The following is a 21,230-nucleotide window of genomic DNA, read 5'->3' as shown; positions in this document are numbered from 1 at the left end:
ACGCAATAGCGGCCAGTCGCAGCAAAGGAAAGCGGTCAGGAGGCTCGGTCCGGCATCAGTGCCGATATGCACAACTTCGATCTGCAGTATCAGTGCGACGCCGGCGTTGGGCCTACCGATCGGTCTCAGTTGCGGCCACCGGCAGCGAGACGGAGAAAAGGGCGCCGCCGCCATTGTGGTTGGCGGCGCTGATATCGCCGCCGTGGTCGAGGATGATGGACTGGCAGATGGAGAGGCCGACGCCGACGCCGTCCTGTTTCGTGGTGTAGAAGCAGTCGAATATCCGCCCGAGATCGACGGCTGATATGCCGTCGCCGCTGTCGCGGACGGAGAAGTGTATCCTCTGGCCCGACGCGCTGGTGGCAATCTCGATGCGGCGCGGCCGCTTGCCACTGCTGACGACGGCCTCGATGGCATTGAGGAGCAGGTTGACGACAACCTGCTGCATCTGGATGCGGTCGCCGAGGAAGGCGGACAGGCCGGGAGTGCAGGCGGCCGAAATGCGGATCGCGTGCATATCGGTCTCGTGGCGGACGAAGGACAGCGCATCCCCAATGATCTCATTGAGGTCGAGCGGCTTTCGTATCGTCGCCTGGCCGCTTGCCATGCCGCGGACGTGCTTGACGATTTCGCTCGCCCTATGGGCGCTCGCCGCCATGCGCGCGGCAATCTCCTTGAGCTTGGTGATGTTCGGCTCGTCGCGTGACAGATGCAGCCTTGCGGTTTCGCAGTCGGTGACGATCGCGGCAAGCGGCTGGTTGACCTCATGGGCAATCGAAGTCGCGAGCCTGCCGAGCATGGAGAGCCGCGCCGTATGCAGCGGGTCGGCCTCGCGCTCGCCGGGTTGTCTCCGATCGGTGATATCCGTAAGCACGATGAGCAGCGGTTCGGGACTTTCGGCCGAGGGGAAGGTGACCGACAGTTTGACATCCAGCATGGCGCCCTTGAAGCTGCGCATCTTCATCACCTCCGAGAAGAGCTTCGTCCCCTCGAACCATGCGCGCATCAGCCTCCTGCCGGTCTGGGGCGATAGGGCAAACAGATAGCTTGCCGGCCCCTGCAGGTCGTCGCACGAGGATGCCTGCAAAAGGGAAACGGCCATCTCGTTGGCGTCGCTGACGAAAAGACCTGCCTGCGAAATGCCCGCCGTGAGAAAGTGCTCGGCATCGCCCCTGGCCTTCGATCCGGAAAGCAGTGCCCAGAGGCTCGTGGGATCGAGCTGCAGGACCGGGACCGGAAGATGATGGATCAGGGCTGTAGCGTGCGTCTCGCTGCGCGCACGCCTTGCCGGCAGATCGCCGTTAGCGCCGCCTTGGATGACGACGATCGGCGGCTGCGCGACAGAGCGCTCGCCATGTCTGGCGTCATCCCATCGAGCAGCGATGTTCCGCGCTATCGGCGTGTCGGCCATTTGCCCTTCCTATACGCTCAGCCACTATGTTTCAGGCCGGATGTTCCGGCGGGTGCAATAGTTTGTCCGAGACAATGCCTCTTCGTTGCGGGCGCGCGCGTTCTGCGGGCGCGCATCCACCTGCGGCCGCCATTGGCGGCACCATATCGGTCATGATAGTAGCCATCAGGCTGAATAGAGTCGAAGCCAAGGTAAAGCGGGGCAAAGGGTGGCACAATGCCCGCTTCCGGCAACAGGGTGTTGCGCTCAGTGGAACATAGATGATCGACCTGGATGATATCAGAAGCTTCGTGGCGGTGGTCGAAAGCGGCGGTTTCAATCGCGCCGCCCAGAGCCTCGGCGTGTCCAAGTCGATCGTCAGCCGGCGCATCGCGCGCATGGAGACTGATCTTGGGGCGCGGCTGATCAACCGCAGCACGCGCGGCATCAGCGCCACGGAGGCCGGGCTCGAATTCAAGGCGCGCTGCGGGCGTATTCTCGCCGAACTCGAGGAGGCGCGGGATGCGGTCGCCACCTATGCCGGCGGCGATGTTACCGGGCGTCTGAGGCTCGCCGCACCGCTTGCCTTCGGACAGCGCTATCTCGGTCCCATCCTGACCGAGCTTGCCGGCCGCCATCCGCGCCTCGAGATCGATGTCTCCTTCTCCGAGCGCGCTGTCGACCTCATCAGCGAACATTATGATGCGGCGATCCGGCTCTTCGAGCTGCGCGATCCCTCGCTGATCGCGCGCCGCATCGCGCCGGTCAGGCCCTTCATCGTCGCCAGCCCCGATTATCTTGCCCGCAACGGCCGCCCCGAGAAGCCCGAAGACCTGCTTTCGCATGACTGCATCATCTATTCTGGGCGCCATATTCCGGAATGGAAGTTCCGTGCCGGCAAGCGCATCGTGTCGATCCGCCCGAATGGACGGCTTCTGACCGATAATGCCGAGGTGCACCTGGGCTGGACGATTGCCGGGCTCGGCGTGGCGGAGCTGCCGTCCTTCATCGTCTCCGACGAGATCCGCAAGGGCACGCTCGTGCCGCTGCTGGTCGAATACTATCTGGACGAGGGCGCGATCTACGTGGTGCGCCCGCCAGGGCCGCATGTGCCGGCCAAGGTGCGGGCGCTGATCGAGATCATGCTGGAGCGGCTCGGCGGGGAGGGCAGTGCCGCCTATCCCCCGGCTCTGCAGGCGGGAGAATAGACCGCCCTCCCGTCCCGGGCGCTGCAGTTTCGGGAATTTCGTTACCGTTATAACACAAGGCGCCGACACAGGTTTTCGGCCAGTTTCATGCAAGCTCCGCTTTCCAGTTTGCGCGCATCAACACGCCAAACAGAAGGATGAGACACCGTGATCGTCGGTTCCGATAATTCAGTCCGCAGCGTTTTCAATGCCATGCCCAGGGTCGCCGTTTCCGTTTTCGGCGAGGAGAAATACGAGAAGACATCAGGGGAAGCGGCGAACGCGCTTCCTGCAAAATCGGACGACCAGTTGCTGGCCGACCTCTACGATCGCACCGCCCAGCAAACGCTGGACGACGCCGATATCGATGGTGACGGGATGATGAGCAAGGACGAATACATGGCCGCTCAAAAGCGGCTTGCCGATGCCGACAACAGGATCTTCGATATCGATGCCGCCGAAGACCGCTGGTCGACCTTCGATCCCGCCGGCAAGGGGGCAATCGACAAGGATGAGATCATCGAGGGGCTGAAGATCCTTTTGCCGCTCAAGGTCGGCCATCTCGATGCCGACATGGTCGAGCGCATCCGGACGCAGGCCCTGGAGGCTTCCAAGGAGACGCTGCAGAATTTCCAGGATGCCATCGACGTAGAAAGCAAGAAGCCGGCAATGGCGGAAACGATCAAGACGACGATCGCCGTGCAGGCCTCGCTGCTCTCGCTTTATGACGAGTTCAAATAACCTGCTGCGGCCGGGTAAAGGTGACAAAAGGGCGAGCGGTCGCTGAACCGCTCGTCCCTTGGCAACAGAAAGGCCCTTCCTGCCGTGGTCGACGCCCGTCAGGCGAACAGGAAGTCGCCGGACTGGAGGACATAGGCTCCGTTCAGCATGGCAATGCCGACGGCGCCGTCTCCTCCGGTGCCGTCATCGTCCCAATAGAGCGTGCGGTCGGACGTGTTGAAGTAGAACTGCGCGTCCGTGCCGATGGCTGTTTTGCCGACATGGTAATCCAGCGTGGATGCCGTCATGCCCTGGAAGTCGCTGGACGTGAACGACAGGAAGTCGTCCGCGCCGAAATCGCCGATGAAAACGAAGTTCGATGGGCTCGGTGCGGCAAGGACGAAAGTATCGGCGCCGCCGCCGCCGGCCAGGCCGTCACTGCCGCCGCCGCTGACAATCGTGTTGGCCGCGGCATTGCCTGTTATCTGGTTGTTGCCGGCATCGCCGATACCGGTCACGGCGCCCGCCTGGAGGATCAGGCTCTCGGCTCCCGTTCCGGCGAGCGAATAGGTCTCGGCGGTGGAATAGATGATATCGGTGAAATACGAGGGGTCGTCGCCGGTGTCGTGGACGACGTCGCCGGCGCTGTCGACCTTGTACTTGTCGTTTCCAGCTCCGCCATCCATGGTGTCGTCGCCGGTGCCGCCAGCGAGTATGTCATCGCCGGAGCCGCCGTAGAGCGTGTCATTGCCGGCGCCGCCATCGAGATAGTCGTTGCCGTCGAGACCGGAAAGCGTGTCGCTACCCGCTGCGCCGCCGAGACTATTGTTGCCGCTGTTGCCCGTCATGACGTTGTCGAGCGCGTTGCCGCTTCCGTAGAGATTGCCTTCCGCGACGAAGGCGAGGTTCTCGACATTAGCCCCAAGCGAGTAACTCACCTGCGCAAGGATCGTGTCGGTACCTTGGCCCGCCAGCTCGATCACCCTGTCGGCAGCGGTGTCGACGACGTAGGTGTCGTTGCCGAGGCCACCCGTCATCCGGTCGTGGCCGTATCCTCCGTCCAGGTGATCGTTGCCGGCAAGGCCTGTCAGCGTGTCATTGCCGGAGCTTGCGTAGATGGCGTCGTCTGCGGGTGTGCCGACCAGGTTCTTGTCGGGATAGGTGCCGTAGATGCGACTGCCGGGAATCTCCACCGCATGGGCGTCGGTATCGAAACGGACCTGGAAGATGCCGTCATTATATCCGTTGACGTCGTTGTAATCACTGTCGGACGCCCAGCTGACGATCCAACCGCCGTCATCGAGTGCTGCCACCTGGGGCATATCCTTGTAGGTATGGGTCAGCGTGTTGAGGAGCGTCTCGTCGCCGTTTTTCGTCCCGTCGGCATTAAACGCCTGCTGATAGACGTGATAGAAGGTCTCCGAACTGCCGATCACCGTCCAGGTCACCACCCAGCCGCCATCGGAAAGAGCCGTCACCTTCTGGTTCGAGGCATACATGCCGTCGGTATCGACCTGGGTCTCGACGCCTTGTGGCGTCCCGTTCGCATTGTAGGCCTGCTGCATCATGTGGGCGTCGCCCGAGAGCCAGATCACCACCCAGCCGCCGCCGTCCAATGCGGCGGAGGTATGGTAGCCCTGGTTGCCGTCGGTTGTGGTATTGACGCGTGTCTCGGTGCCGAACCGTGTTCCATCGGCATTGTAGGCCTGCTGATAGATCCCGCCGCTCGAACCGTCCTGGCCATTGGATCCCCAGATGACGACCCAGCCGCCGTCACGTGTCACCACCGTCGGGCTGCCCTGATAGGAATCGGTGTAGGTATTGACGGGGGTTTGCCCGCCGTGCGGCGTGCCGTCGGCATTGTAGATCTGCTGGAATATGCCGGTTTGCGAACCGTCCTGCAGGGTCCCAGTAACGACCCAGCCGCCGCCATCGAGCGGCGCCATCGAACTGGCGTTTGTAAGGGTCTCTCCACCGACCTTGGAGCCGTCGGCGGCGAAGGCCTGCTGATAGGTCCCGCCCTGGCCTACCGACAGCCAGCTGACGACCCAGCCTCCGTCAGAAAGCCCCATGACCGACCGTAGCCCCTGTCCCCCGCCTTCATAGGTGTTGACCTGGGTCTCGTTGCCGCGCGGCGTACCATCAGCGTTGAATGCCTGCTGATAGACCCCAGGCGTGGAGATGCCCTGGTCTCCCCAGGTAATGACCCAACCGCCATCGGCAAGGGCGGCGATGGCCGGCATCTCCTGATTGCCCTCGACGATGGTGTTGACTCGGGTTTCAGGACCGGAGGGGGAGCCTGTGGCGTCGAAGACCTGCTGGTAGACGCCGGTACCGCTGCCATCCTCCATGGTGGAGGCCCATGTGATCACCCATCCGCCGCCCGGTAGCTGGGTGGTCACAGTACTGTACTGAGAATTGACCGTGAATGTGTTGACCTGAGATTCCGCAAACGGCATTTACCTTCCTCCTCAGACAGATAGTAACCGAATGAATGAATGGGGTGCTGCAGATCCGATCCGTATTGCTACCATACCGTTCTTTTTTGAAGATTACCCGACAGTCCGGATAATTTTCAAAAGAGAACGGCGGCAGCCAGGCGGCGAGCCCAGCACCTCGCAACGGCACAGCGGTTCCTTCGGGGGTCTCTTCGGAAGGCGGTCCGCGCCTAGGCCGGCTGAACGCTCCTCACCACGCCCGTGCGGTCAATGACGCAGGCGAACTTGCGGCCGGAGGCATCGAGATCGACGCTGAAGCCGCCGGCTTCGACCGGGCGCGAGCCGGTCGGCAGGATTTTCGCCCTGTCGAGACCGGCCTGCTTGGCGGCGGCATCGGCGCAGAGGAGCTGCAGGTCGGCGGGCGCGGTCTCGACCGCCGTGCGCGACATCTGGTCCGGCGGCGGGGCCGACTGGCAGGCCGCCAATGCCGAGAGCGAGCAAAGGAGCAGGGCCGGAAGCGGCCGGCTCTTCAGGAAAATGCGCATGTTGATCCCCCGTTTGAAACACTCACGCTCTGATGCCATCCACCGTCAGACGCCCTTGTAGAGGGCTGCGCCCTGCATCAGGACGATGACCTTGGCGCCGACCTTGATCCGTGAGTGCAGGTCGATGATGTCGTCATTGTTCATGCGAATGCAGCCCGAGGATACGTCGAGGCCGATCGACCAGGATTCCGGCGTTCCGTGGATGCGGTAGATCGTGTCGGCGTCGCCGGCATAGAGATAGAGGGCGCGGGCGCCGAGCGGGTTGTCCGGGCCGCCGGGCTGGCCGGCTGCCCATTTGGCGGCATTCGGATCGCGGGCCACCATTTCGGCGGGCGGGGTCCAGGTCGGCCATTCGGCTGTGCGCCCGACGCGCACGATACCGGCCCAGCCGAAGCCTTCGCGCCCGACCCCGATGCCGTAGCGGATCGCCTGGCCGCCGGGCTGCACGAGATAGAGAAAATGCTGGTTGCCGTCGATGATGATCGTGCCCGGCTCCTCCGCCGTGCGGAAGGTCACGACCTGACGGCGGAAGGCATCCGGAACCTGCTTGTTGCGGGCGAAATATTTGCGGGCCGTGTTCTTGTCGTAATCGACCCATTGCCGCGTCTTGGGATCGTAGATCTGCGTGCCGGCAGCAAGGGCGACACAGGCGGCGAAACCAAGCGCGAGCGCGGCGAGGGCGGCTTTTTGCAATGTCCGGCTCATGGCTTTGCCCATCCCTGGATGCGGGCGGCATTGTCGGCCACCCATTTTTCCGCATAGGCGGCAGGCGGTGTGCGCTCCACCTGCAGCGCGTAGGTCATCATGGTCACTTCCTGCGGCGTCAGGTCGACCTTCTGCAGGAAGGCGGCGACATCGGCATGTTTCTGACCGAAGGTTGCCGACCAGGCGATGTGGAATTCCGATGGCGGCCAGGCGACATCGGCCTTCGAATGCTCGATCCAGAGAGGATCGCTGCCGGGTGCGATCTTCCATTCTGCGGGATCATAGGCCGGTTCCTGCAGCCGTATCACCTTGTGCAGCTCGAAGACGTTGTGCGGCGCGTAGCAGGCAAAGACCATCGGCCTGCCGGTGGCGACTGCGGCATCGACGGCGGCCATGCCGACATCCTCTTCCGCTTCCACCAGCGCCAGGTTCTTGGCGTAGCCGTAGCTCAGGGCGCGTACCCGCTCGATGCTTGCCGAGGTCCAGGTCGGTGCACCAATCCAGAGTTCGCCGCGGCCATCACCGTCAGTGTCGAGCAGGGCGCCCTTTTCAGGGTCCGAAAGGTCCTTGACACTCTTGATGCCGGCCTTTTCGGCGTCCTCGGTGGCGCAGAGGCCCTGCCAGGCGGCAACGGCGCGTTTTGCCAGAACTACCGCCTTCTTGTCATCGACATATTTTTCGATCGCCGCATCGAGGTTCGGCCGCCAGACCTCCGGGTGGATGTCAAGCTCGCCGCTCTCGAGACCGGCAAAGGCATTGAGCTCGCCCATCTCGCGCAGGTCGGCCTCAAGGCCGAATGTCTTGCCGATCGCAACCTTGAGAATGTTGGCGGTCGCCTGGCCGGACGGCCAGTTGGGCACGGCGATGACGAGATCGGCTGCCTGGACGGCGTGCGCCGAGCCGGAAGCGATGAAGATCGATGCCGTCACGGCAAACATGGCTCTCGCCCGAAAGCGCTGCCGTTGCGGATTTTCCCTCTGACGATGTCTCAAAGAAACCCTCCGTTTCCGCTCCCCAGCAGGCCCGAGTCCTAAGCACATTGTGCACATGCCGGGGAAGTACGTTACGGTAAACTCCGGCGTAAATTCAGGAGTTGAACCGCGAAGCGGGGAGGGTCTCGGGTCGCCGCTGCGCTCTGCAGAGACTTTCCTCAGCCACTGCGGCCTCACACGAAAAACCGGACTTGCCCCGAATCCGCGAATAAGGTTTCGTGGCCGCGTTTCAGCAGGAACCCAGCACGCCCATGTTTGTTTTCGCCAAGATTTTCTGGATCGTTTCCCAGCCGGTGACGATCTTCTTCCTCCTGATGGCGCTCAGCGTGCTTCTGATGTTCTTTTCCTTCCGGCGCTCCGCCATCGCGGCCGGGCTCCTGTCGCTGGTCCTCATCTTCGTCAGCTTTTACACCACATCAGGTGCGCTGATCGTGCAGGAGCTGGAGGATCGTTTTCCGCGACCGGCCGCACCTGCCGATGTCGCCTGCATCGTCCTGCTTGGCGGCGGGATCGCGACAAAGGTCGACGGCGTGCGCGGCGGCTACAACCTGGATGACGCAGCCGATCGCTATATCGAAACGGTGCGGCTGGCCGGTGTCTATCCCGATGCCAAGGTCATCATGTCCGGCGGCGATGGCAGTCTTCTCGGCGGCTACGTCAAGGAAGCGGACGTCATCCGCAGGATGTTCGACGATTTCCATATCGATCCGGCCCGCGTCGAATATGACACGCAGTCGCGCGATACCTATGAGAACGCCATCAATACAAGGGCGATCCTGCAGCGGCTGAACCTCAACCACTGCCTGCTCGTGACATCGGGTTTCCACATGCCACGGGCAGTGGCAATCTTCCGCAATCTCGGCATGGATGTCACACCCTGGTCCGCAGATTACCGCACGACCGGTGAAGAGGGCCTGACGCTGTCCGTCGGCCATCCGATTGACAATGTCGACCTGTTGACGACGGGCATCCGGGAATGGATCGGCATCGTCGCCTATTATTTCGCCGGGCGCGTCTCGACGCTCTATCCGCAGTGAGGGTACGCGGTTTTCGACGGCAAGACTTCCGCCGGATAGCAACCCGGGTACGATCGATCAGCGACGAGCTTCCTTGCAGCCGTCTGTGGCGCCGCCACTGTCACCGGCTGGTCATGACTCGGGGTATGGATTCACGGCAAGCAGCCGGACGAGAGCAGCGTTTCCTTCGCTCTCACTTGGCGGCGCCGAGTAGGTAGCCCCCGTCCCAGTGATAGATCTGCTTGTCGTCGACCGTGACCTTGACGACTGCCTGGAAGCCGGCAAGCGTTCCGCTGCCGGCATGGAACGCACAGGTTCCCTGCATCGGGCTGGCGGTGTCATAGGTGACGCAGTACCCGACCGCCGTGTCTCCGTTTCCGACCGCAATAACAGCCGTGCTGCTGCCGAAAAGGGGACTGCCGGTCACCGGCCCATAGTACAAGATCCTTGTGCCTGCCGGGATCGCCGCGAGGTTCGATTCCGTAATGGTGCAGAAGCTCGGGGTCTCGCCGGTGTACTGGCTGCATTCCTTGGAAATCTTTAGCGGTTGCATAGCCGGCGCAGCGGACGCCACGGACGTTAGTGCCAGGATGGCACTGGCTGACAGGATTAACAGTCTGCTCATTGGCCCACTCCCTATGGTCGAATTAACCTCCCGGATTCTACTCGCTATCTCTTCCCCCAGCAATTCGCCCCTTTGGATCTTCCGGGCGATGGGTTGCGGTCTGCCTCACCGCCGACCTGCCATGAGTCCGGACCCTGGCGAATTCCGCACTTTTGCTCGCATCGGAACATGGCTATATGTTTGCGCGGGGCAGCATCGGGCGCCAGGGAGCTCTCTTGAGAATATTGATCATCAGCAGGAAGGCGGAGGAGGTTCGGCGGAGCTTCCAGATCCGGCAGATGGCCGCACTTGGCCTTTCCTACGAGTTTCTCGATGCATTCGAGGCGGCGGACCTGTCGGACGAGGAATGCCAGACGGCCGCCAGCAACTGGCCGAGCCCGACGCGGCGGCAGGACATCGCCTGCTTCCACTCCCACCGCAAGGCCTGGCAAACAGTGGTCGAGCATGGTGCGAAGACACTCATCCTCGAAGACGATGCGGTGCTGTCGGACGATATCGCGGCCGTTCTTGCCAATATCGAAGCGCGCAACGAGGCATGGAACACCGTCTACGACCTCGAATTCGCCCCACGGCGTCATATCCTCAACCGCAAGCGCGCGTGGCAGGATGAGGCCGGCGGTTTTGGCGCCACCCGCGTCTATCAGAACCGGGTAGGGCTGGCAGGCTATGTCATCGGCCCCGAGGCGGCAAAACGCATGCTCTCCGAAACCACCACCTATTCGCTGATCGACGCGCATTTCTGGCACTGCTCCTGGCTCGCCGCCTACCAGATCGAGCCGGCGCCGGTCATTCAACAGCGGTTTCTGGAAACCGAGGCCGAGAGCGCCGATTTCGTGCGCCCGGAAAAGGACCTGGTCTTCCTGCCGCTCAGCAAGATACGCAGGTTCGCACGCCGGATGGAGCTCGAAGGCATCAAGGCGAGAAACCTCATTGCCGGCCTGTTGTGGGGGAAGAAGCGGGATGTTCTCGTCGATCGCTCACGGTTCAACGAGGCCGTGGTGAAATCGGCCCAGCTGGGGCTGCTGCTGGTGCCGGTGGTCGGGTAGGGTAGCGTCCTTCTCTTCTCTCATTCCTGTGCTTGTCAGAGGAATGAGGAAGGAAGGCTGTGGGCTCAGCACTCAATCCGGCCAATAATACCCTGATGTTACGCCGCTCACGATCTGACACCGGTAGCTTTTCAGGGAGGTTGTTGACAAGGTGCGGCGGCCGTATTCAGCTGCGCTTTTCTGATGTCGATGAGGTCAGTTCCGGCGTGTCGTTTGAGGTTTCCGTCAATATTGAAACTGCGCTGCAGAGCGAAGTCTCGGCACTTCTGTCACAGTCGGATTCTGTCGCCTCTGTCCTCTATCCGGGTGAATACCGGCGACCGATCACCGCGGAGTCGCTGGCAAAGCCGGGCACGCATGTCCTTATTGCGCGTCTCGCCGAGAGGGCGGTCGGACTTTGCGTTCTGTTTGAGCGCGGTGACGGAACCACGGAACTCAAACGCATGATCGTGGATGCCGGCGCACGGGGGGCGGGTGTTGGCATGGCGTTGCTTCGGCGAGCGGAGGCTCAGGCCCTGACGCTCGGAGCTTGGGCCATGCTGCTCGAAGTCGGAACGCGCAATACCGAAGCACAGCAGCTGTACCGCCGCGGCGGGTACGCGCCATGCGAGCCTTTTGCGCCCTATACGGCGACATCAATAAGTCTCTTCATGACGCGGGTGCTGACAGAGATCGCACCGGGACGATAGGGCTGCCACGATCCTCAACCGTTGACACCCGCCCACATATCCCGTATCTCCCGGCCCATGCCAGTCCTCTGGCCGTAAGCGTTTGACGTCAAGCAACGCACTTATCGATCCTCGCCGGTCGGAGTGCGTTTTTTTGTGCCCGTCGACGAGGGAACAGCCAGGAGGTTTTCATGGCTTTCCGTCTTACCAGTGATCGCGAACAGGCCAGGCTTTACCTGCTGACCGCGATCCTCTTCATCTCCTATCTCTGCGTCGCGATCGCGCTTCCCGTGGTGCCGGTCTTCGTGACGGGTGCGCTCGGCCTGAGCAATGGCTGGGCGGGTCTCGGCGTCGGCATCGCCTTTCTCGCCACCATCCTTACCCGCGGTTATGCCGGCGGGCTGGCGGATAGCAGGGGCGCCAAGGTCGCCGTGCAGCGTGGCCTCGCCTTCTATGTCGCGGGTGCACTGATCTCGCTTGCCGCGGGGCTGTCGCTGCAGAACCCGGTCACGGCCTTCGCCGTACTGGTTGCCGGGCGGCTGTTGATCGGGCTTGGCGAAAGCCTTGTCGCCGTCGGCGTTATTGCCTGGGGTATCGGGCTTGTCGGGCCGCAGCGCTCCGGCCGGGTGCTGGCGCTCATCGGCGCGGCGATCTACGGCGCGCTCGGGCTTGGCGGGCCGCTCGGCCTGCTGCTCCTCGACGACATTGGCTTTGCCGGGACGATGGCCGTCGGCGCCGCGCTGCCCCTGCTGGGGCTTGCGGCAATCCGCAGCGTGCCGGCCGTCGCCGCCCATCCAGACAGGGAGCGGCCGCCGCTTGCCGCCGTCATCGGCCGCATCTGGCTGCATGGGCTGATCGTCTGCCTGCAGGGCATGGGCTTTGCGGCGATCGGCTCCTTCTTCACGCTCTATTTCCGCGATCTCGGCTGGGATCATGCCGGCCTCGGGCTGACTGCCTTCGGCTGCGGCTTCGTGCTGGTACGCCTCCTCTTCGGCCACCTGCCGGATCGTTACGGCGGGCTCGCGGTCGCCGTGGTTTCGCTTGCGGTCGAGGCGATGGGGCAGTTGCTGATCTGGACGGCGGCCGATCCCACTGTGGCGCTCATCGGCGCCTTCATGACCGGCCTCGGCTGCTCGATGATCTTTCCCGCCATGGGGCGAGAGGTCGTGCATCTCGTGGCGCCGCATCTGCGTGGCACGGCGCTCGGCGGCTTCTCGGCCTTTCAGGATCTCGCCTACGGACTGACCGGGCCGCTCGCCGGCGTGCTGGCGGACCGGGCTGGTTACGGCAGCGTGTTTTTGGTCGGCGGAATGACGGCAATCTGCGGGTTTGTCGTCGCTGTAGTGTTGCGGAGAAGCAAGGCGGTCACTGCAGGGTGACGTGGCGGCCTTTCCGTTGCTGGAGGCGAGGATGTTTCCTCGCCTCCATCATCTCTTGCCTGTTACGGCTGTTCTTTCCCTGCCGCGCTGCCCGAAGCCGCGAGGCTGCCGGCGATCCTTCGCGCGATGCCATCAAGAAAGAGGTCAATACCGGTCAGGAAGTCGGCGCGGTCGTCATGGTCAGGCACTTTCGGGGCGATGCTCTGCACGAAGGGGAAATCCTCGGGATCGAGGGCCGATAATCTCAGCGCGATCTCGCCGAGGAATGCGTCGCGCTCGAGATGCTGCATTCGCGCCATCTCGGCATTGGCCGCGTTCTGGCCCCCCACGCCGAGCACATAGTTCAGAAGCGCGGCCACAACAGTCCATTCATCGTCATGCGGCACGCCCATCGCCCGAACCTGCCGGCCGAGATGTTCGAGGATGCGGATCGTCGGCATCGATCCCGGCGCCTGCGCCAGGGCCGAGCCAAGCCATGGACGCTCGTCCAGCGCGTCGAACAGGTCGAGGGCGAGGGCGCGGATCTTACCTGCGGGAGATCCGCCGGCGGAACGCGCGGCGATCACGTTGATAACGATCGCATCGGAGGCAGCCACGAGGAGGTCGCTCTTGTTTTCGACATGCCAGTAGATCGCGCCGGCGCCTGTCTTCAGTCTCTTTGCAAGGGCCTGGAAGGTCAGCCCCTTTTCTCCGCCCTCGTCGAGAATGGCGATGGACGCATCGACGACGCGCTCCCTCGTCAGTGAATCCTGTCTTCGCTTTCCATCGGGTTTTCTCATGCCTCACCTTGACATGGATGGAACGACATTCCAACTATGGAATGACATTCCATTTTAAATAATTCCGGAGAACTGACATGCATATTCCTGTTGCCATCATCGGCGCCGGCCTCGGCGGCCTCGTCCTTGCGCGGGTCCTTCACATCAACGGCATCCGCGCTACGGTCTATGAAGGCGATGCCTCTCCCGAGGCGAGATCGCAGGGCGGCATGCTCGACATCCACGATTTCAACGGCCAGCTCGGCCTGAAGGACGCAGGCCTTTACGAACAGTTCCTCGAACTTATCCATCCCGGCGGACAGCAATCCCGCTTCTTCGACAAGGACGGGACGCTCCTCATGGACAATCCCGATGACGGGAAGGGCGGGCGTCCCGAAGTGCAGCGAGGCGAACTGAGGCGCATTCTCCTGGAGTCTCTGCCGGAGGATACGGTGCACTGGGGCTGCAAGCTCTCGTCGGCACGATCCCTTGGCGATGGGCGACACGAACTCATATTCGCTGACGGGCAGCTTGTGACGACCGATCTGCTGATCGGCGCCGACGGCGCCTGGTCGAAAGTGCGGCCGCTCCTGACGGATGCGACGCCGACCTATACCGGGCTGGTTTTCTTCGAGACATGGCTCAACGATGCCGATGTCCGTCACCCCGACAGCGCGCAGGCTGTTGGCGGCGGCTCGATGTTCGCACTTGCACCCGGCAAGGGCATCATGGCGCATCGCGAGCCGGACGGGGTGCTGCACGCCTATATCGCCCTGCGAAGGCCGAAGGCGTGGGTCGACAGCATCGACGTCTCTGACCGGGCAGCTGCCACAAGCCGCATTGCCGCGGAATTCGACGGCTGGGCTCCATCGCTGACGGCGCTGATCACCGGATGCGACGTGGGGCCGGTGCCACGTATCATCCACACGCTGCCGGAGACGCATCGATGGAGCCGGGTTCCCGGCGTGACCCTTCTCGGCGATGCCGCGCATCTGATGGTGCCGTCGGGAGAAGGCGCCAATCTCGCGATCTATGACGGCGCCGAACTCGGCAAGTCCATCGCGGCGTCGTCTGGCGATATCGATGCTGCACTGCTTTCATATGAAAGGGAGCTCTTTGCGCGCAGTACGACAGCGGCAGTGGAGGCTTCCAAGCTCACCATGCTTCTGTTCGACGAAACGGCCCCTTACGGGCTGGTCGAGGCTTTCGAGCAGGAGCTTCTCGGAATCCCGAATTCCTGAGATCGACGTCCGGGCAGATTGCCTGAGCGAAAGAGAACGCCATCGCGGTGTAGGCCATCAATCTTGTCCTGCCGCTGCGATGACCCATCTCCCTGATGGCGACATCAGGGGACACTTCCATGCCAACACAGATCCTCTTCATCCAGGGCGCGGGCGAAACCACGCATGACCAGTGGGACAACAAGCTCGTCGACAGCCTGGCGCGTGAACTCGGCGATGCCTACGCCATCCGCTATCCCCGCATGCCCGATGAGGGCGATCCGCATTACAAGGCCTGGAAAGCTGCTATCGTCGCCGAGTTCCAAACCCTTGAGGATGGCGCCATCCTGATCGGCCATTCCTTCGGCGGCACCGTGCTTCTGCATACGCTTGCCGAGGACTGGCCGACATTCGAGCCAGGCGCGGTCATCCTCATCGCGCCGCCCTTCATGGGCGAGGGCGGGTGGGAGAGCGATGAGATTGCCGAGTGCGACGACTTTTCCGAAAGCCTGCCGGAGGGCCTGCCCGTGCTCATCTATCACGGCAGCGAAGACGATACCGTGCCCTTTGCCCATATCGAGCTTTACGCCAGGGCGATCCCGGATGCGGTCGTCTGCGCGCTGCCGGGGCGCGATCATCAGCTCGACAGTGATCTCGCCGACGTCGCCAAGGATATAGTCTCGCTGGACGCATAGGCGGCCGCCCCATTCCATCCGACAACCGTTGCCATCGCATCCTCCTGCTTCGCTGAAATCAAAGCCGATGCAGGAGCTGGCGCATGGTGTCTGAGCATTCCGGAACAGGGGGTAAGGTGCCGGAGCAGGCCGGTTGCCGCCCTCATGCCATCGGCATGATCCAGCCGCTGGCCGGACTCTTTCTTGCCGCCGGCTTCGTGGTCCTGCTCGCCGGCCGTCATGAGCGCCAGCTCATCCATGCGGAGCGCATCAAGCAGGAGGTCGTCGTTCGATGAACACGTTCTGCCTGCGCTTCGATTTCGACGAACTCGTCATTCCCATTCTCGGCCGCAACGATAACGGCCTGCTGCTCTATGGTTCGGCCGAGCTCTCGGGCGATCATGAGGGCTTCAGCGTCGAGATGATCCATCTTGCCGAGGGCACGGTACTTCGCCCGACCGGCAATGCCGAATCCGGCAGGCCCGCGCCCTTTGCCGACGAACTCTTCCGGCGCATCGCCGCCGTTATCGGCAATGACAAGACGGTGCTCGGCCGGCACGCGGCAATGGAATGGGCCGAGCTCGTGGAACGCCACAGCGAGGCGGCCTGAGCGCTGTATTCTCGGGCGGCGGTGCGGAAGACAGACCTTGCCTTTCTCCGCTTTCGCGCTTTCCGGATCGCTGAAAAGTCTCCTCCGTTATGGATCGTGAACGATGATAGGAATAATTTCCTTGATTGTTGGCGGCGATGACGGGTACAACTTTATGACGACAGCGAGGTCCAGTGAGGAGAGTTTTGCATGCAGGCCTGCCCGCTCCCAGGGGGCGATGATACAGTGCTCATCCTGCTCTGCGGAGAGTTGCACGAAGCGGCGAGACTTGCGGAACGGCGCCTGGATGCCATGCCCGATTATGCCGATACCGCGCAGGAGGCCGCCGCCATCGAGGAGATCCTGCAGCCGGGAGAGGCGATTGCCGACCGGATGTTGTGTCTGCGGGCGGTGACATCCGAAGGCGTCGAGGCGCGGTTACGTGCCGGGCTCTGGAAGCGGGGGGAGTATATCGGAGCCTATCGCGCCGGGCGTTAATCGCGAGGAGGCGCTTCGCCATTGTGCGGAAGATTCCGCCAATGGCAGCTTGCGGGCCTTTGCGGACTGCTCCGTTTCGTGCCGATGGCCGAACTCAGAGCTCACGACCCGGTAAAATCCATTCCTGCCAGCCGGGCAGCCACGGCCGCATCCAGATTCGACTTATGGCAGCGCCGGTAGAAGGCCCGCGTTTCCGTGGGCATGCCAGCAGGAAAAGCGACGAACTCCTCGATCCTGCAGCCGGGCTGCTCATTCAACGCGTCCTGGACCAAGAGGCCCTCCGGCAATTGTGCGACTGTGTCCCGCAATTTACCGAAATACGCGATGTTGCGCTCGACGATCGAAGGGTCGGCGGTTTGGCCATGTGCAAGAATGACGTGACGTGGCTGCAGGTCCCGGATTTTCCTGAGCGACAGGCAAAGGCTGCGAAGATCTTCGGGCGATCGGCTCCAGACTTCTGGAATAGGGTATTCGACTGCATCGACGGCCAGGCAGACCCGAAGCTCCGGTATCCAGACCGCAACATGGTCTGGCGTATGTCCGGGTGTATGCAGCAGTTCCAGCGTCAGATCCCCTCCGTGCAGCGTCATGCTTTCACCTGAGAAGCTGATCGTCGGCATTGTGATTTCAACGTCGTGGAAGCGTGATTCCTGCGATCTCTTGTCGGCAAGCTCTTTCTGTGCGGATGGGTCTCGCAGTCTCTCGATCGCTTTGTCGTGGGCAATGATCGGCACATCATTGCCGATGGCCAGGTTGCCCCAGAAATGGTCCCAATCCATGTGGGAATTGATAACCACAAGGGGACGATCATGAATTCGGTCGGCAAGCAGCTCCATCGCCCGCGCACAAAGGCTCGGCGTGGCCAGCGTGTCTACGAGAACGTTGAACCGCTCGGTGCGTACGAACACGCAGTCGACCTCATCACCCGCCCGGACCACAACGATGCGCTCATCGAGGCCGGGATAGGTAGTCAGTTCGACATCAATAGCCATCACAATGCCCTGAAACTTGGGAACTCAGGAGAATCTCCTCGCGGTCCCGTGGATAGTATCGATGACCGCAATTGACGCAAACCGGCTTTTGAGCTGACGGCATTTGCGGCCGAATTTCCGGGGGCCTCCCAACCCCCTCGTCGCGCGGGGCGGCTCCTCAGCGTCAGATCGCCGGCATCATGCCGCCATCGACCCGGAGATTCACTCCCGTAATATAGGCAGCACGCGGGCTGACGAGGAAGGAGACGGCATCGGCAATCTCCTCCAGCGTCCCGACGCGGCCAAGCGGCACTTCGGCGAAAAGCGGCAGCACCGCCTGTTCGATCGTCTCCCACGCGGCATCGGCAGCCACGCCGCGCTCGGCGGCCACCTCGCGGAAGCGGGCGTCGAGGCGGGCGCTGCGGATCGTGCCCGGCGAGATCGTGTTGACGGTCACGCCTTCGGTCGCCACTGCCTTGGCCATGGAAGAGGTCATGGCGTTCATGGCAGCCTTGCAGGCGGAATAATCCGGCCTGCCGGCAGGCGGCATCAGGCCTGCGAGGCTGGAAATGTTGACGACGCGGCCGAAGCCTGCCTTGCGCATGTCGGGCAGCAGCCTTGTGGTGACCCTCACGGCTGCCAGGACATTGCGGTCATAGGCTTCGGCCCAGGAGGCGGGACGACTTGCGGCCCAATCCTCCGGCTGGCCGGAACCGCCGGCATTGTTGATGAGGATGTCGATGTGGCCGGCAAGCGCGCGAGCCTCGGCGATCAGTCCCTCCACCTCTTCGTCCAGGGTGAGGTCCCCGGTGACCGCATAGGCGCGGCCGCCTTCGGCAATGATCTCACGGGCCACGCGCTGTGTTTCGCCCCTGTCGCGGCCGTGGACGATCACGGTAGCCTTCTCGCGGGCGAGCCCTCGCGCGATCGCTTCGCCTATGCCTTTGCTGCTGCCGGTAACAAGCGCTGTCCTGCCGTCGAGTTTCAAATCCATGGCCGTGTCCCTATCTTGGAGTCGATGCAACACAGAAGAACAGGACGATGCTCGACACAATTACGCACTTAAAAGTGCCCATGGACCAGGACGAGCGCTCCGCCTGCCTCGGGCCTGACGGCTCGGTTGCGCATGTGGCGCGGGTCATGAAGATGATCAGCGGGCGCTGGAAACTGCCGATCCTGTTCCGGCTCTTTGCCGAGCCCTCGATACGCACCTTGCAGCTGAAGCGGGACATGCCGGGTATTTCTCAGAAGATGCTGACACAGCACCTGCGGGAGATGGAAGAGGACGGGCTGATCGAGCGGCGCGATTTCGGCGAGCAGCCGCCACGCGTGGAATACCGGCTGTCTCAGGCGGGCAGGGCGCTGATGCCGGTCTTGATGGCGGCTCGGGAGTTTTCGCGGGATTATTCTGCTGCAGGGTAGCGGATCGCATTCAGATCACGCGGCTTCGTGCGGGTGGTTGAAGACCCCGCCCCAACCCCTCCCCACAAGGGGGAGGGGCTTACCTTGCCGCACCCGCTTTCCACATGTCAGACGTTTTGGAAGGAGCGAGGTGGCGCCTCGGGTTAGTCCCTCCCCCTTGTGGGGAGGGGTTGGGGAGGGGTCTTTGGAATCCGAACCTTGAACCCGCAAACAAAAACGGCGCCCCTTGCGGAGCGCCGTCGCCTGCCGAAGCAGAAAGACCTGAATCAGATCAGAAGGCCTGGATGTTGACGGCCTTCGGGCCCTTGCCCATGCGATCCGGCTCGGTGTCGAAGGAAACCTGCTGGCCTTCGCGGAGCGACTGGATGCCAGAAGCCTGGAGAGCGGAGATGTGGACGAAAACGTCCTTCGCGCCGCCTTCCGGCGTGATGAAACCAAAACCCTTGTCCTGGTTGAAGAATTTTACGGTGCCCTTGGTGGCCATGGGGGATAGTCCTTTTCCCATTGGTAGTTAGTTTATCCGCACCCCCGGCGGTGGGGAGGCGGACGGCTTTAGCTTTCGCGTTTCGGCCTGGAAGCCGGACGCGAAGGGTCAGTCGAGACGTCACGTACGGGGAAAGAACATCTACGCACATGGGTGTCACCCATGCCGCCCAACCGGAATTGGCGCTCCAGCCGGACATTACCACTTCAGTCCAGTCACCGGCATGCGAAATGCCCGAGTGTCGCAGTTGGTGCCAGCATTTCGGGCAAAAAGCAAGCGGTAATATTGTGGCATGTCTTTCGCGGTTGCGAGAATTGATGATGATTCAAATGGTTGGCAGAGCGTTAGTCTATGCTGACGGATCTGTATCATTGCGGGACGGGGGTCGCATTTGCAACCTGGGCGTGGTTCGATACTACTGCTGGCCGAGGTATGCGGCGGGCCGGCCATGGCTTTTTTAGGCAGCGGCCGCACAAACTTCGCAACGAGGGCAGGCCGTGCTGTGGGATCGAGCCTTTCTGCCGGCCACACCAAAGGGGAAAACTCGTCGCATTAACCTTTCATCTGTGGGAAAATCGGCGCCGTTCCACAATTTCGTCCCGAGCTGCCGCAAATATGGCAGCGTGTTTCGGGGCTTGATGCGGCGTCTGCCAGCCGGTAGGTCTCGGAGGGACGAAGCAGTGAATGAAGGAAATGCCGGCGTGATCGATCCTTATGCCATGCTCGGACTGGAGCGCGACGCCAGTGGAGAGGCGATCAAGCTTGCCTGGCGCAAGGCCGCCAAGGGCGCGCATCCGGATGCCGGTGGCGATGTCGACAATTTCAACCGGCTGCAGATTGCCTATGAACTGCTGCAGGATCCCGTGCGCCGGCGTGTCTATGACGATACCGGCTACGATCCGCAGCTTGCCGATCCCAGGGATCTCGAAGGCGTCTTGATGCTGGAATCGCTGGTCAACGAGGTGATCCTCGACGAGCGCGAACCCGGCAGCTTCGATCCCGTGGCCGCCATGCGCCGCAAACTCTCCGACGACATCGTCAAGAGCCGCTTCCACATCCTGGAGCTCGAACGCCACCGCGCCCGCGTGCGCAAACACATAGACCGCCTCGGCCGCCGCCCGGAAACCGACGTGCTCGGCTCCATGCTGCGCGCCCGCAGCGAGGCCATCGCCGACGCCATCCGCAAGACGGAAAAGCAGATCGAGACGATCGAGCACACCTATACGATGCTCGAGGGTTACTCGTATGAGGTGGAGGTTCTGGCGCCGCTGGAGGAGGTGACGGTGGAGGTGGTGGAGCCGCAGCGGGGGGAGGCTGCGGAGTAGGGGTTCACCTCCGCATTTAGCCATTGAACCGTCTCGCATTCGGGTCATGCGCCATGAAGACCTTGAGAATCTATGGCCCTCACGAACGAGCACTTCCTTTCGATTTGCGTGATTTCCTGCAGTGCCTTGTGCCTCGCTCCCTGAAGGCTTCATGGAAAGTGTCGGCGGTCGATGCAGGCTATCCGTGGTTCGATGCCAACGGTCCCGGCGGTGAGCTTCTGCATGCGATGGCGCAGTCTGGCAAGCCCGTGAGCGGTCGGGATCTGGCGGCAGCGGCGCAGGACACGCTTCAGGTCATATGGGGAGAGTTTACCGGATCGCTGCCGGCCAACCCCGACCGGGCCTGGGTCGTCATCCGGGCGATCGACAGTACGTTCTACGAAGTCATCACGGATGATCAGAAGGTTCTGAGGACGGTTGAGCGGCGTTTCGCTGATGTGAGGCAACATGACAGTGCCTGGAAAGCGATGGCTCGCGAAGAGGGTGAAGGCTTCTGGTACCCGTGAGGGTGACATCGGCAATACTGTCATTCCCGCGCTGAATGACCACTAGCGGCGAACAATAAAGTCTCTCCTGCT

General features: G+C 62.5%; 24 protein-coding genes. 14 read left to right on the top strand and 10 right to left on the bottom strand.

The window, feature by feature from the left end; genetic code table 11:
* Nucleotides 1-112: 112 nt before the first annotated feature.
* Entirely contained in the window at nucleotides 113-1,411 is a 1,299-nt protein-coding gene (locus FHT93_RS04055) for an ATP-binding protein (RefSeq protein WP_183846205.1), read from the bottom strand.
* Between the two features lie 260 nt (nucleotides 1,412-1,671).
* Between FHT93_RS04055 and FHT93_RS04050 the strand changes: the two genes are divergently transcribed.
* Both FHT93_RS04050 and FHT93_RS04045 read left to right on the top strand, forming a co-directional pair.
* Nucleotides 1,672-2,598, top strand: coding sequence for a LysR family transcriptional regulator (locus FHT93_RS04050; RefSeq protein WP_183846203.1), 927 nt, complete (start codon nucleotides 1,672-1,674; stop codon nucleotides 2,596-2,598).
* Nucleotides 2,599-2,745: 147 nt separating this feature from the next.
* Complete coding sequence (locus FHT93_RS04045; protein WP_183846201.1) at nucleotides 2,746-3,318, top strand: EF-hand domain-containing protein; 573 nt, start codon at nucleotides 2,746-2,748, stop codon at nucleotides 3,316-3,318.
* A gap of 98 nt (nucleotides 3,319-3,416) precedes the next feature.
* Here the strand turns inward: FHT93_RS04045 and FHT93_RS04040 are convergent, their stop codons facing one another.
* The 4 genes from FHT93_RS04040 to FHT93_RS04025 form a co-directional block, all read right to left on the bottom strand.
* A complete protein-coding gene (locus FHT93_RS04040; protein WP_183846199.1) occupies nucleotides 3,417-5,756 on the bottom strand; it encodes a calcium-binding protein in 2,340 nt (779 codons plus the stop codon).
* 209 nt (nucleotides 5,757-5,965) lie between these two features.
* A complete protein-coding gene (locus FHT93_RS04035; protein WP_112971969.1) occupies nucleotides 5,966-6,280 on the bottom strand; it encodes a hypothetical protein in 315 nt (104 codons plus the stop codon).
* Nucleotides 6,281-6,325: 45 nt separating this feature from the next.
* Complete coding sequence (locus FHT93_RS04030; RefSeq protein ID WP_162710184.1) at nucleotides 6,326-6,985, bottom strand: L,D-transpeptidase; 660 nt, start codon at nucleotides 6,983-6,985, stop codon at nucleotides 6,326-6,328.
* Nucleotides 6,982-7,923: a glycine betaine ABC transporter substrate-binding protein gene (locus FHT93_RS04025; protein WP_183846197.1), complete on the bottom strand. Its 942-nt coding sequence runs from the start codon at nucleotides 7,921-7,923 to the stop codon at nucleotides 6,982-6,984. The genes FHT93_RS04030 and FHT93_RS04025 overlap by 4 nt, the downstream gene beginning before the upstream one ends.
* A gap of 305 nt (nucleotides 7,924-8,228) precedes the next feature.
* Here FHT93_RS04025 and FHT93_RS04020 point away from each other — a divergent pair, with 305 nt between their 5' ends.
* Nucleotides 8,229-9,014, top strand: coding sequence for a YdcF family protein (locus tag FHT93_RS04020; RefSeq protein ID WP_183846195.1), 786 nt, complete (start codon nucleotides 8,229-8,231; stop codon nucleotides 9,012-9,014).
* A 172-nt stretch (nucleotides 9,015-9,186) separates the two neighbouring features.
* Here the strand turns inward: FHT93_RS04020 and FHT93_RS04015 are convergent, their stop codons facing one another.
* Entirely contained in the window at nucleotides 9,187-9,618 is a 432-nt protein-coding gene (locus tag FHT93_RS04015; RefSeq protein WP_183846193.1) for a hypothetical protein, read from the bottom strand.
* 215 nt (nucleotides 9,619-9,833) lie between these two features.
* Between FHT93_RS04015 and FHT93_RS04010 the strand changes: the two genes are divergently transcribed.
* The 3 genes from FHT93_RS04010 to FHT93_RS04000 all read left to right on the top strand — a co-directional run bounded on the left by FHT93_RS04010 (nucleotide 9,834) and on the right by FHT93_RS04000 (nucleotide 12,711).
* Nucleotides 9,834-10,664, top strand: a complete 831-nt coding sequence (locus tag FHT93_RS04010) for a glycosyltransferase family 25 protein (RefSeq protein WP_183846191.1) — start codon at nucleotides 9,834-9,836, stop codon at nucleotides 10,662-10,664.
* Nucleotides 10,665-10,723: 59 nt separating this feature from the next.
* The gene (locus FHT93_RS04005; RefSeq protein ID WP_183846189.1) at nucleotides 10,724-11,353 is read left to right on the top strand and encodes a GNAT family N-acetyltransferase; all 630 of its coding nucleotides are present in this window, start codon (nucleotides 10,724-10,726) and stop codon (nucleotides 11,351-11,353) included.
* 170 nt (nucleotides 11,354-11,523) lie between these two features.
* A complete protein-coding gene (locus FHT93_RS04000; RefSeq protein ID WP_183846187.1) occupies nucleotides 11,524-12,711 on the top strand; it encodes an arabinose transporter in 1,188 nt (395 codons plus the stop codon).
* A 62-nt stretch (nucleotides 12,712-12,773) separates the two neighbouring features.
* Here FHT93_RS04000 and FHT93_RS03995 read toward each other — a convergent pair whose 3' ends face one another.
* Complete coding sequence (locus FHT93_RS03995; protein ID WP_183846185.1) at nucleotides 12,774-13,490, bottom strand: TetR/AcrR family transcriptional regulator; 717 nt, start codon at nucleotides 13,488-13,490, stop codon at nucleotides 12,774-12,776.
* A gap of 77 nt (nucleotides 13,491-13,567) precedes the next feature.
* Between FHT93_RS03995 and FHT93_RS03990 the strand changes: the two genes are divergently transcribed.
* The 5 genes from FHT93_RS03990 to FHT93_RS03970 all read left to right on the top strand — a co-directional run bounded on the left by FHT93_RS03990 (nucleotide 13,568) and on the right by FHT93_RS03970 (nucleotide 16,450).
* Nucleotides 13,568-14,710, top strand: a complete 1,143-nt coding sequence (locus FHT93_RS03990; RefSeq protein WP_183846183.1) for an NAD(P)/FAD-dependent oxidoreductase — start codon at nucleotides 13,568-13,570, stop codon at nucleotides 14,708-14,710.
* A gap of 119 nt (nucleotides 14,711-14,829) precedes the next feature.
* Nucleotides 14,830-15,384, top strand: coding sequence for an alpha/beta fold hydrolase (locus FHT93_RS03985; RefSeq protein ID WP_183846180.1), 555 nt, complete (start codon nucleotides 14,830-14,832; stop codon nucleotides 15,382-15,384).
* A gap of 83 nt (nucleotides 15,385-15,467) precedes the next feature.
* Entirely contained in the window at nucleotides 15,468-15,659 is a 192-nt protein-coding gene (locus tag FHT93_RS03980; protein WP_183846178.1) for a hypothetical protein, read from the top strand.
* Nucleotides 15,656-15,973 carry a hypothetical protein gene (locus FHT93_RS03975; protein WP_183846176.1) on the top strand — a complete coding sequence of 106 codons (318 nt, stop codon included), beginning with the start codon at nucleotides 15,656-15,658 and terminating at the stop codon, nucleotides 15,971-15,973. Before FHT93_RS03980 ends, FHT93_RS03975 begins: the two co-directional genes overlap by 4 nt.
* Before the next feature lie 189 nt (nucleotides 15,974-16,162).
* Nucleotides 16,163-16,450 (top strand): hypothetical protein, encoded by a 288-nt coding sequence (locus FHT93_RS03970; protein WP_112971979.1) that lies wholly within the window; start codon nucleotides 16,163-16,165, stop codon nucleotides 16,448-16,450.
* Nucleotides 16,451-16,551: 101 nt separating this feature from the next.
* On the opposite strand, the gene FHT93_RS03965 is transcribed toward FHT93_RS03970, so the two are convergent.
* Together FHT93_RS03965 and FHT93_RS03960 are read right to left on the bottom strand one after the other, a co-directional pair.
* On the bottom strand, nucleotides 16,552-17,442 hold the full coding sequence (locus FHT93_RS03965) for an MBL fold metallo-hydrolase (RefSeq protein WP_183846174.1): 891 nt from the start codon (nucleotides 17,440-17,442) through the stop codon (nucleotides 16,552-16,554).
* A 163-nt stretch (nucleotides 17,443-17,605) separates the two neighbouring features.
* Complete coding sequence (locus FHT93_RS03960; protein WP_183846172.1) at nucleotides 17,606-18,415, bottom strand: SDR family NAD(P)-dependent oxidoreductase; 810 nt, start codon at nucleotides 18,413-18,415, stop codon at nucleotides 17,606-17,608.
* Between the two features lie 47 nt (nucleotides 18,416-18,462).
* On the opposite strand from FHT93_RS03960, the gene FHT93_RS03955 reads away from it, so the two are divergent.
* Nucleotides 18,463-18,843 carry a helix-turn-helix domain-containing protein gene (locus FHT93_RS03955; protein ID WP_183846170.1) on the top strand — a complete coding sequence of 127 codons (381 nt, stop codon included), beginning with the start codon at nucleotides 18,463-18,465 and terminating at the stop codon, nucleotides 18,841-18,843.
* Nucleotides 18,844-19,114: 271 nt separating this feature from the next.
* On the opposite strand, the gene FHT93_RS03950 is transcribed toward FHT93_RS03955, so the two are convergent.
* A complete protein-coding gene (locus tag FHT93_RS03950) occupies nucleotides 19,115-19,327 on the bottom strand; it encodes a cold-shock protein (protein WP_007818490.1) in 213 nt (70 codons plus the stop codon).
* A 719-nt stretch (nucleotides 19,328-20,046) separates the two neighbouring features.
* Here FHT93_RS03950 and FHT93_RS03945 point away from each other — a divergent pair.
* Both FHT93_RS03945 and FHT93_RS03940 read left to right on the top strand, forming a co-directional pair.
* Entirely contained in the window at nucleotides 20,047-20,652 is a 606-nt protein-coding gene (locus tag FHT93_RS03945; RefSeq protein ID WP_113117685.1) for a J domain-containing protein, read from the top strand.
* Between the two features lie 53 nt (nucleotides 20,653-20,705).
* Nucleotides 20,706-21,158, top strand: a complete 453-nt coding sequence (locus tag FHT93_RS03940; protein ID WP_183846168.1) for a hypothetical protein — start codon at nucleotides 20,706-20,708, stop codon at nucleotides 21,156-21,158.
* Nucleotides 21,159-21,230: the final 72 nt, after the last annotated feature.

Source organism: Rhizobium sp. BK379, assembly GCF_014193955.1.
Taxonomy (GTDB): Bacteria; Pseudomonadota; Alphaproteobacteria; order Rhizobiales; family Rhizobiaceae; genus Rhizobium.
This window is presented reverse-complemented; position numbering and strand designations above follow the sequence as displayed.